This window comes from Candidatus Krumholzibacteriia bacterium (genome assembly GCA_035649275.1).
In the GTDB taxonomy this organism is placed as follows: Bacteria; Krumholzibacteriota; Krumholzibacteriia.
Genome location: DASRJW010000116.1, coordinates 39,853 through 49,239 on the forward strand (window position 1 = coordinate 39,853; position 9,387 = coordinate 49,239).

Annotated in this window: 7 protein-coding genes; 1 reads left to right on the plus strand and 6 read right to left on the minus strand. The window is 67.8% G+C overall.

Features of this window, described 5'->3' with window-relative positions:
• Window position 1: 1 nt before the first annotated feature.
• Genes VFE28_12305 through VFE28_12325 form a run of 5 tightly spaced genes read right to left on the minus strand, consistent with a single transcriptional unit; the run spans window position 2 to window position 5,843 of the window.
• A complete protein-coding gene (locus VFE28_12305; GenBank protein HZM16775.1) occupies window positions 2-1,774 on the minus strand; it encodes a VWA domain-containing protein in 1,773 nt (590 codons plus the stop codon).
• The gene (locus VFE28_12310; GenBank protein HZM16776.1) at window positions 1,771-2,787 is read right to left on the minus strand and encodes a VWA domain-containing protein; all 1,017 of its coding nucleotides are present in this window, start codon (window positions 2,785-2,787) and stop codon (window positions 1,771-1,773) included. The genes VFE28_12305 and VFE28_12310 overlap by 4 nt, the downstream gene beginning before the upstream one ends.
• Window positions 2,787-3,734 (minus strand): hypothetical protein, encoded by a 948-nt coding sequence (locus tag VFE28_12315; GenBank protein HZM16777.1) that lies wholly within the window; start codon window positions 3,732-3,734, stop codon window positions 2,787-2,789. Before VFE28_12315 ends, VFE28_12310 begins: the two co-directional genes overlap by 1 nt.
• A 46-nt stretch (window positions 3,735-3,780) precedes the next feature.
• A complete protein-coding gene (locus VFE28_12320; protein ID HZM16778.1) occupies window positions 3,781-4,827 on the minus strand; it encodes a DUF58 domain-containing protein in 1,047 nt (348 codons plus the stop codon).
• Between the two features lie 29 nt (window positions 4,828-4,856).
• A complete protein-coding gene (locus VFE28_12325; GenBank protein ID HZM16779.1) occupies window positions 4,857-5,843 on the minus strand; it encodes a MoxR family ATPase in 987 nt (328 codons plus the stop codon).
• 466 nt (window positions 5,844-6,309) lie between these two features.
• On the opposite strand from VFE28_12325, the gene VFE28_12330 reads away from it, so the two are divergent.
• Window positions 6,310-7,518 (plus strand): pyridoxal phosphate-dependent aminotransferase, encoded by a 1,209-nt coding sequence (locus VFE28_12330; protein HZM16780.1) that lies wholly within the window; start codon window positions 6,310-6,312, stop codon window positions 7,516-7,518.
• Between the two features lie 50 nt (window positions 7,519-7,568).
• Here the strand turns inward: VFE28_12330 and VFE28_12335 are convergent, their stop codons facing one another.
• Window positions 7,569-9,152: a hypothetical protein gene (locus tag VFE28_12335; GenBank protein ID HZM16781.1), complete on the minus strand. Its 1,584-nt coding sequence runs from the start codon at window positions 9,150-9,152 to the stop codon at window positions 7,569-7,571.
• Window positions 9,153-9,387 lie beyond the last annotated feature (235 nt).

The following is a 9,387-nucleotide window of genomic DNA, read 5'->3' on the forward strand; positions in this document are numbered from 1 at the left end:
CTCACCAGTCCTTGTCCACGCGCCGCGCCCGCAGCCGCGCCTTCTCGGCCTTCTCCTTCTGCAGCTCCTTCTCTCGATCGCGCATGGCTTCCAGAATACGCATGGCCTCCTCCGGGCGCAGCTCCCCTTCGGGAACCCCGACCGAATCGGCGGCGCTCTCGGTCTTTTGCTCCTGCGGCTGATTCTGCTCCTTCTGCTCGCCGCCGTTTTGCTCCTGCTGTTGTTGCTGCTGCTGTTGCTCGTTTTCCTTCTGTTGTTGTTGCTGCTCCTGCTCGTTCTTCTCTTCGTCTTTCTTGTCACCGGACTTCGGCTGCTTCTGCTGCTGCTGTTCTTGTTGCTGGGCGAGGCGCAGTGCTTTCTCGTAGTTGATCTTCGTGTCCCGATCGTCGGGCCGAGCGGCCAGTGCCTGCCGGTAGGCCTGCAAGGCCTCGGGGAGCTTCCCCATCTTGAAGAAGGTGTTGCCTAGGTTGTGGAGGGAGCGGTGGCGGAGCGAGGGATCTTGGCCCTGCGCCGCCCGCGCCAGCGCCGTCGCCGCGTCCTGGTAGTGTTGCTCCCGATACAGCGCGTTGCCGAGATTGTAGGAAATGCCGCCCGCCTCCGGCGCTTCCGTCAGCGCTTCGGTGTACTTGTCGACCGCCTCGCCATAGCGCTTCTCGGTGTAGGCTTGCGTCCCTTCGCGGTTCCGCGTCGCCGCCTGGCGCGGCACGCCCCCGGTGAGTAGCAGAGCGCAGAGCAGGCCGGCGACGGCGAGATCCGGCCCGGTGCGCCGGCGGCGCCGGGCGGGCAGGAGGAACTCGGTCATCAACAGGAGCACCGCGATCCCGAGGGGCCACTGGAAGCGTTCCTCGTAGCTCGTCGCCACGCGCCCTTCCAGCTCCTTCTTCTCGATTTTCTGCAGCTCGTCCGCCACCACGGTGAGCTCGAGCCCCTGCGGCGTGCTGCGGAAGTACTTGCCGCCGGTTTCCTGCGCCACGGAGAGCAGCGTGGCCTCGTCGAGGCGGGTGCTCACCACGTGGCCGCTGCGGTCCTTCTTGTAGCCCGCCACGCCGCCACCTTCGTCCCGCTCCGGGATCGGTTCCCCCGTGGGCGAGCCGATGCCGATGGTGTAGATGACGAGACCTTCCTTCTTCGCTTCCTTCGCCTCTGCCAGCACATCCCCTTCGTGCCCTTCCCCGTCGGTGACCAGCACCAAGGCCTTGTGCGAGTCCTTGCCGGCGACGAAGGCCGCGCGGGTTCGGGCGATGGCAGCCGCCAGGTTGGTCCCCGCGGTCGAGACGCTGTTCGGTCCGAGGGATTCGAGGAGGAGGAGGACGGTGCCATGATCCAGCGTCAAGGGGCAGACGGTGTAGGCGTCGCCGGCGAAGGCGACGAGGCCGAGGCGGTCCCCTTGCATCCGGTTCACGAGATCGGAGATGCCGCGCTTGGCATGCTGCAGCCGGTTCGGACGCATGTCCTCGGCGAGCATGCTGGACGACACATCCACTGCCAGCATGAGATCGATGCCGCGCCGCTTCATCATCACCATCTCACCACCCCACTGCGGCCGCGCCAGCGCCAGCACCACGAAGGCCCACGCGGTCAGCACCAGGCCGATCTTGAGCCACTCGCGCTGCGGGTCGTAGCCCGGAGCCAAGCGGCCGAACAATTGTCCAGCCCAGGTCGACCGCGCCTGCCGTCGCAGCCGCCAGCCGAGGAGGAGCAGCAGCAGCGCCGCGGGCACCAGCAGCAGCAGCCACAGCTGACCCGGGGCGCCGAACTGCAGCGACTGGTTCATGGCAACCTCCGCAGGAAGCCATGGGCCAGGAAACCCTCCAGCAACAGCATGAAAAATGCCGGCAGCACCAGGCTGCGGGCCAGCTCGGAATACTGCACGTAGACCTTCGTTTCGATCCGTGTCTTTTCCATCTCGCCGATCTCCGCATAGATCTCCGTCAACTTCTCCGGACTGGTGGCGCGGAAGTGGCGCCCATCGCCGAGGGCGGCGATCTTCTTCAAGGTTTCCTCGTCGATGGGACTGTACTGGCGCACGTACTGGCGGCCGAAGAAGGTCTCCACCGGAAAGCGCGCATTCTCCTCCTTGCCGGCGGCGATGGTGTGGATCTTGACCCCCATGGCGCGGGCCACCTTGGCGGCGGTGATCGGGTCCACCGTGCCGGCGTTGTTGGCACCGTCGGTGAGGAGGATGATGACGCGACTCTTCGCCTCGCTCTCCCGCAGCCGGTTCACCGCCGTCACCAGCGCCGTGCCGATGGCGGTGCCGTCCTCGATCTGTCCCACCTGCACCTCGTCGAGGAAATGCAGGAGCACCGGGTAGTCCAGCGTCGGCGGGCACTGCGTCAACGCCTGGCCGGCGAAGACGACGAGGCCGATGCGATCGGCGGTGCGGCCCTCGACGAACTCCCGCGCCGCTTCCTTCGCCACCTCCAGGCGGGAAACGTCCTGCCGCGTGGCGCCGCGGCGGTCCGAGGTCATGTCCACCGCCAGCATGCTGCCGGAGATGTCGAGAACCAAGATGATGTCGATGCCCTCGCTGTCGATGCTGGTGCTGCTGGCGCCGGATTGCGGCCGCGCCAGGGCGAGGACAAGGAGCGCCAGGGCGAGGAGGCGGAGCAGCACGGGCAGGAACTGCAGGCGCTGCCGCGGGCTCGGCTTCGCGTCCTGGAGGAAGCGCAGGTTGGAGAAGAGCAGCACCGGCCGGCGCGGCCGCACCCAGCGCAGGTAGCACACGACGAGGAGGGGCACGGCGAACAGGGCCAGGAGCAACCAGGGGGTCGCGAAGCGCGTCATCACGCCACCGCCTCCAGGGTCTGCGATGTGCGCAGCTCCAGTGCCGAGACCTGAGCCGTGCGGCTCACGAACCGCCGCACTCGTTCGAGCGCCGCATCGCACTCCACGATCGTCGGTTCGAGCTTGGCGAACTTGACCAGATCGGCTTCGTGGCACATCGCGGCCAGCGCCTGGATCCACTCGGCCTTGTAGCGCCGGGCTCGCAGCTCACGGAGGATCTCGTCCGTGGTCTCTTCCAAGGCGGCGAAACCGAATTGGGGCGCCTTCTCCAGATAGCGGCGCAGGATCTCCGAGAGTCGGATGTAGTGCTCCTTGATCTTCCCCGCCGCCGGCAGCTGCATCGCTTCCAGCTGCCGCAGCTCCGCCAGCGCCTCGGTGTGCGGCGCCACCGGCGGTGCGGCCGCGACCGCGGCCACCGGCCGCCGCCGTCGACGGCGCCACCAGAAAAAGACCAACGCCGCCGCGAGGACGAGCGCGCCGGTGACGATCCAGACCCAAAGCGGCAGCGGCACCGGCACGTCCTGCTGTCCCTTGAGATCGCGGATGTCGGCGGCAGCCAGCGAGTCGTCGAGCACCGAGGCCACGTGCAGGCGGATCGAATCGGTGTGCACGATGGCGAGGTGCGTGTCCGCTTTCACCTGCACCGGCCAGGGCGGCAGCACGACATCGCCCACGTCGTATACCGCGAGCGTGTAGAGCGCCCGCCAGGTCCCGGCCTCGGGCGGGGGCGTCTCCATCTTCAGCACTTCGACGCGGCTCGGCGTCTGCGGGCGCGGGAAGGCGACCTGGGCGCCGGGAGGCGCCAGGAGACGCAGCTCCACCGTGACCGAGTCGCCCACGGTGACCGAGTCCGGGCTCGTGCGCACCTCCACCTCGGCCGCCATCGCGGCGCCGCCCAGGAGGAGGGTCACGACGAGGAAGCGCTGCAGCCGACGCGCCTGGGTCATCCGTGTGGCTTCCCTTCGAGCTCTGGCAGGCGGCCCGACTGCAACCTCAGTAGCGGCGGGCGCGCTTGCGGAAATAGGCCATGAGCGGCAGCACGTACGGCGCGTCCGTGCGCAGGTCGATGGCATCGAGCGCGTGGCGGCGGAAGATGCGCTCCCGCCAGGCCCGCACCATGCGTGAGCGCCGTTCGAAGCGCGCCCGCACCTCGGCGCTCCCGGCGTCCACCAGGAGCCGCTGGCCGGTCTCGGCATCCACGAGCTCCACCAGATCCACGGCCGGCAGTTGCTCCTCGCGCGCGTCGGTGATGGTGATGGGCACCACGTCGTGGCGGCGGGAGACCACGGAGAGAGGTGTCTCGAAACCCGGGTCCAGGAAATCCGAGATCAGAAAGACCACCGCTTTGCGCTTCAGCACCTGGGCGAGGAATTCCAGCGCCGCCCCCAGGTTGGTGCCGCGCCCCTCGGGCTGGAAGTAAAGCAACTCGCGCACGAGACGCAACGTGTGCTGCCGCCCCTTGAGCGGCGGCACGAACAGCTCCACGTCGTCGGTGAAGAGGACGCAACCCACCTTGTCGTTGTTGCGCACCGCCGAGAAGGCCAGGATCGCCCCCACCTCCGCCGCCAGGTCGCGCTTGAGCTGCTTCCCCGAGCCGAAGGTGCCCGACGCCGACAGGTCCACCGCCAGCATCACGGTGAGCTCGCGTTCCTCGGCGAACTTCTTGACGTAGGGCGCGCCCAGACGCGCCGTGACGTTCCAATCGATGGCGCGGATGTCGTCGCCCGGCGTGTATTCCCGCACCTCGGCGAATTCCATGCCGCGGCCCTTGAAGACGCTGTGGTATTCGCCGGAGAAAATGTCGTTCACCAGGTGCTTCATCTGGATCTCGAGGCGCCGCACCTTCTGCAACACCTCGGCGGGAATGGCGCCACGGCTGCTGGGGCGCCGCCCGAGCGTGCGGCGGGCGCGGCGCCGCGGCGTGGTGGGAGCGGCGACGCTCTCCCGGCGGCTGGCGGTGCCGCTCTGGAGCAGCGGACTCCTGGCCTCCTCCTGAGGTCCCGAGTCGCGACGTCCTCCTGGCAGGGTCGTACCTCGCATTTACAGGAACGCCAGCAGCGCCCGCGGCGTCATGGCACCTCGATCACGTCGAAGATGCGCTGCAGCACCTCCTCGGAGGTCACGTTCTCGGCCTCCGCCTCGTAGGTCGTGATGACCCGGTGCCGCAGCACGTCCATGCCGATCGCCTTCACGTCTTCCGGCGTCACGTAACCGCGGCCGCGCACGAAGGCGTGCGCCCGTGCCGCCAGCGCCAGGTAGATGCTGGCCCGCGGCGAGGCGCCGTAGGCGATCAGATGTTTGACGTCTACCTTGTACTTCTCCGGCTCTCGCGTGGCGAAGACGATGTCGAGGACGTAGTCCTTCACCTTTTCGTCCATGTACACCCGCGTCACCACCTGTTGCGCCCGGGTGATGCGTTCCGGCGTGATCACCTGGTTCGGCGCCGGCGGGCCGTCGCCGGCCATGCGGTCCATGATCTGCCGCTCCTCGGGCTTGGCGGGATAACCAATGCGCAGCTTCAGCATGAACCGGTCGATCTGCGCCTCCGGAAGCGGGTAGGTGCCTTCCTGCTCGATGGGGTTCTGTGTCGCCAGCACCAGGAAGGGATGATCGAGGGTGTGGGTCTGGTCGCCGATCGTCACCTGCCGCTCTTGCATGGCCTCGAGGAGAGCGCTCTGCACCTTGGCGGGGGCGCGATTGATCTCGTCCGCCAAGATCAGGTTGGCGAAGATCGGTCCCTTCTTCACGGTGAAGACGCCGTCACGCTGGTTGTAGATGAGCGTGCCGATGAGGTCGGCGGGCAGGAGATCGGGGGTGAACTGGATGCGCTGGAACTTGCCTCGGATGACTTGCGCCAGGGTTTTCACCGTCAGGGTCTTGGCCAGACCCGGAACGCCTTCGAGTAGGACATGGCCATTGGCCAGCAGTCCGATGACGAGCCGCTCCACCATGTAGCGCTGGCCGACGATGATCTTGCCGATCTCGTGCATGAGATCGTCGACGAAGGCCGATTCCTCCTTGATCCGCTCGTTCAGGCTCGCGATCTGGGAGTCCATGCATCACCTCCTGAGGCGCCGCCGGGCGGGCGCCGTCTACCCCGGGCGAGCCAGACCGCCGCCCAGTCACCCTTGGCCGCCGGCAGCCGCGCCAGCCGGAGTTCCGGATCTACGCAGTTACACGCCCCGCGACGGGGGCGTTCCCGCCCCGGCCCGGGCGGGCGCCGCCCAGAGTAGTGCCACGCCTCCGGCGCGTGCAACGGCGCGTTCGAGGCCGGAAGTGCTTCGTTCTGCCTTTTTCCGCACCATTGCGCCTCCCTCCTGAACACCTGACGGGAGGTCACCGGCTGGGGTGGTGGTTGGTCCCGTGTCGGGGTTCGGCGATCGGTCCGCCGGTGGCACGGAGTTGGCCGGCCCGCAGCGCCGTTCGCGACGTGGACCGTGCTGGACAAGACGGGTCCGGATGCCGGATCTTGTGTCCGGAGCCCCACTCCCGCCCCCCGGACCTTCCCCAAAGGACCTGCCGATGCCCATTTCCAGGAAGCTCAAGGAACACATCAGCGAAGCTTCCTGGATCCGCCGCATGTTCGAGGAGGGGCGGGCGCTCAAGGCGCGGGTGGGGGCACAGAACGTCTTCGACTTCTCTCTCGGCAACCCCATCCTGGAGCCCCCGGACGAGTTCTTCGACGCTCTGGACGAGGTGGTAGCGGAACGGCAGCCAGGGCAACACCAGTACATGGAGAACGTCGGCTATCGCGAGGTACGCCAGGCGGTCGCCGATCGCCTGGGTCTGGAAAGCGGCCTCGACTACACCGCCGATCACGTGGTCATGACCGTGGGTGCCGCCGGCGCCATGAACGTCACCTTGAAGACGGTCCTCGACCCGGGCGACGAAGTGATCCTGCTGGCGCCGTTCTTCGCCGAGTACCGCTTCTACGTGGACAACCACGGCGGGGTGGCGCGGATCGTGCCGACCGCCAGCGATTTCGATCTCGATCTCGCCGCCATCCGGGCCGCCGTCGGTCCCCGGACCCGCGCGGTGGTGGTGAACAATCCCAACAACCCCACGGGCCGGGTCTACGGGCACAGCTCCATCGAGGGTCTGGCGCGCTTGCTGCAGAGCAAACAGAAGGAACTGGGCACCACGATCTACGTCATCACCGACGAGCCCTATCGTGCCATCGTCTACGACGACGTGGAAGTCCCCATCGTCGCCACCTACTACGACAACACGATCCTTTGCACCTCGCACTCCAAGGATCTGGGCCTCGCCGGCGAGCGCATCGGCCACATCGCCATTTCGCCGGCCGCGACCGACAGCAAGGAGCTCTTCGATGGCATGGCCTTCGCCATCCGGACACTGGGCTTCGTCAACGCGCCCGCCCTCATGCAGCGCGTCGTCGTGCAGATCATGGGTTCCACCGTGGACGTGGAATACTACAAGCGCAACCGCGATGTCCTCTACCGCGAGCTCACCGGCCTCGGCTTCACCATGACCAAGCCCGAAGGCGCCTTCTACCTCTTCCCGAAATCACCTCTGGAGAACGATATCGACCTGGTGCGCCACCTGCAGAAGCACCACATCCTCACCGTTCCCGGCACGGGCTTCGGCACCCCAGGTTACTTCCGCATCTCCTACGCAGTGGATCACGGCATCGTCGAGCGCTCGCTGCCGGTGTGGAAAACCGCCGCCGCCGAGCTCGGCCTGGAGCCGAGGCAGATCCCCGTCCCCTAGCCTCCACCCTCGCCCGCAACGCTCGAGCCACGCGCCTCTCGCCCTTTGGTTCAACGCGGCGCGTCGCTCCGCAGCTTGCCGAGGCGCTGCGCCAGGTCGCGGCGGATGGCCACCTCGTGCAGCTTCCAGGTGTGGACCAGCGGGTAGTACTCGTTCCGGTAGAGAACATGGCGCTCGAGCCCCGGGATGAGACGGCCGTCGATGATGATTCCCGGCCGGATGGTTTCGAGGGTGTAGGCAGGATCGAACTTCTCGTGCCCCGGGTAGCCGCGGCCGAAGAGCGGCACGTGGAGCCCGGCGATGTGCTCGTCGTTGAGCCCTAGCATGTCGTGCGCCGGCAGGCGGGAGTAGTAGGGAATCTGGCCGGCGGAGTGCACGGCGATCACCACGTCGGCGGGAATGTTCTCCGCCAGCCACTTGCCGAGCATGATCCGCTCGGCGTCGACGGCGGCGTAGCTGCGGCGCACCGCTGCTTCGCGGCGCACGCTGGTCACGAGAGTGCTGCCGGCGAGATACGCCGCCGCCAGCACCCAGAGTGCCGCGCGCCGCCACGTTCCACGGCCCCACAGGGTGGCGCCCCAGCGAGTCGAACCCCAGCGCGCCATGCCGTTCCCGAGCCAGATCGCGAAGAGAGCTGCTGCGAGCGGCAGCAGCGGCGCGAAGAACCGCCCCTGTCCCCAATCGCCTCCGACGCCGGCGACGAGGAGGAGCAGACCCAGGAAGAGCGGATTCCCGGCGCGCAAGGCCGCCGCCGCGGCTGGAGCGAGCCTCTTCCAGGTTCCGAGCAGCACGGGTGGCAACAGCAGGGGCAGATAGGGAAAAAGGAATTGCCTCGCCACGTAGCGCACGCCACGCCAGGGAGAACTCACGCCGCCGCCGAGCTTGGCGCGCACCGAGTTCGGGAAGAGATGGGGGCCATAGTAGACGAAACGCCAGGCGTGATACGCGGTCAGGACGCCGAGCACGAGAGCCGGGAACATCCAGAAGCTGGGCGCTCTCCAACTCTCGCCGCGGCGGTGCGCGCGCCCCACGTGCATGCCGACCGCGCCGAGGGCGACGAACCCACCCTCGGGACGCGTGAGGGCGAGCAAGGCGAAGAGCGAAGCGGCGAGGATTTGCCGGCGCAGCGACATCGCACTCTCGCCGGCCGATGCCCACCAGGCCGCGACGAGAAGCAGACCGAAGAGAGGACCCTCGAGCCCTCCTACCGCCCAGGCGGCCACGTAACCGCTGCCGGCGAGGAGCGCGGCGACGAAGGCGACGACGCCAGCGCTGCGCACCTCGAGATGCTTCCACGTTGCCATGACAGCGAGCCCGAGGGAGGCGACGCTGCACGAGACGCCGAGCCCTTGGGAAGCACGCACGGGGTCGGCGCCCACGGACTGGAGCAGCGCGAGGAGGATCACCCAGAGGAAGTTCGAATAGCCTTCGACGTGCTCGCCGCGGTTGAACACCAGCCCGAGCCCGCGCACCAGGTGGTCGGCGTAGCGGTAGGAGATGTAGGCATCGTCCACCGAGTTGCCGAGGAAGATTCGGCGCAGAACCAGGGCGTGCAAGACGAGGAGTGCCGCGCCAGCGGCGGCGATGACGAGGGGTATCCAGTACCTGCGGATGAACGTCGCGACTCCTGCCATGTGCGGCTGGAGTCTAGGGAGTCGTGCACACCCTGTCGACGGAGAAGCAAGCCGGCGCACGGCCGACTCCGCACTCGACGGGGCATGGGTGCCTAAGTCTGCACGCCCAACCATTCCCGCGGTCGGGCGGCAACCTTGAACTGGCCCGGAGCCTTGCACTCCGAGTAGCCTGGGCGCGTGGAGCCGAGCGCACCTCTGCACGAACGGGGGGACGATGCCCTCGTCGAAGCTGCGG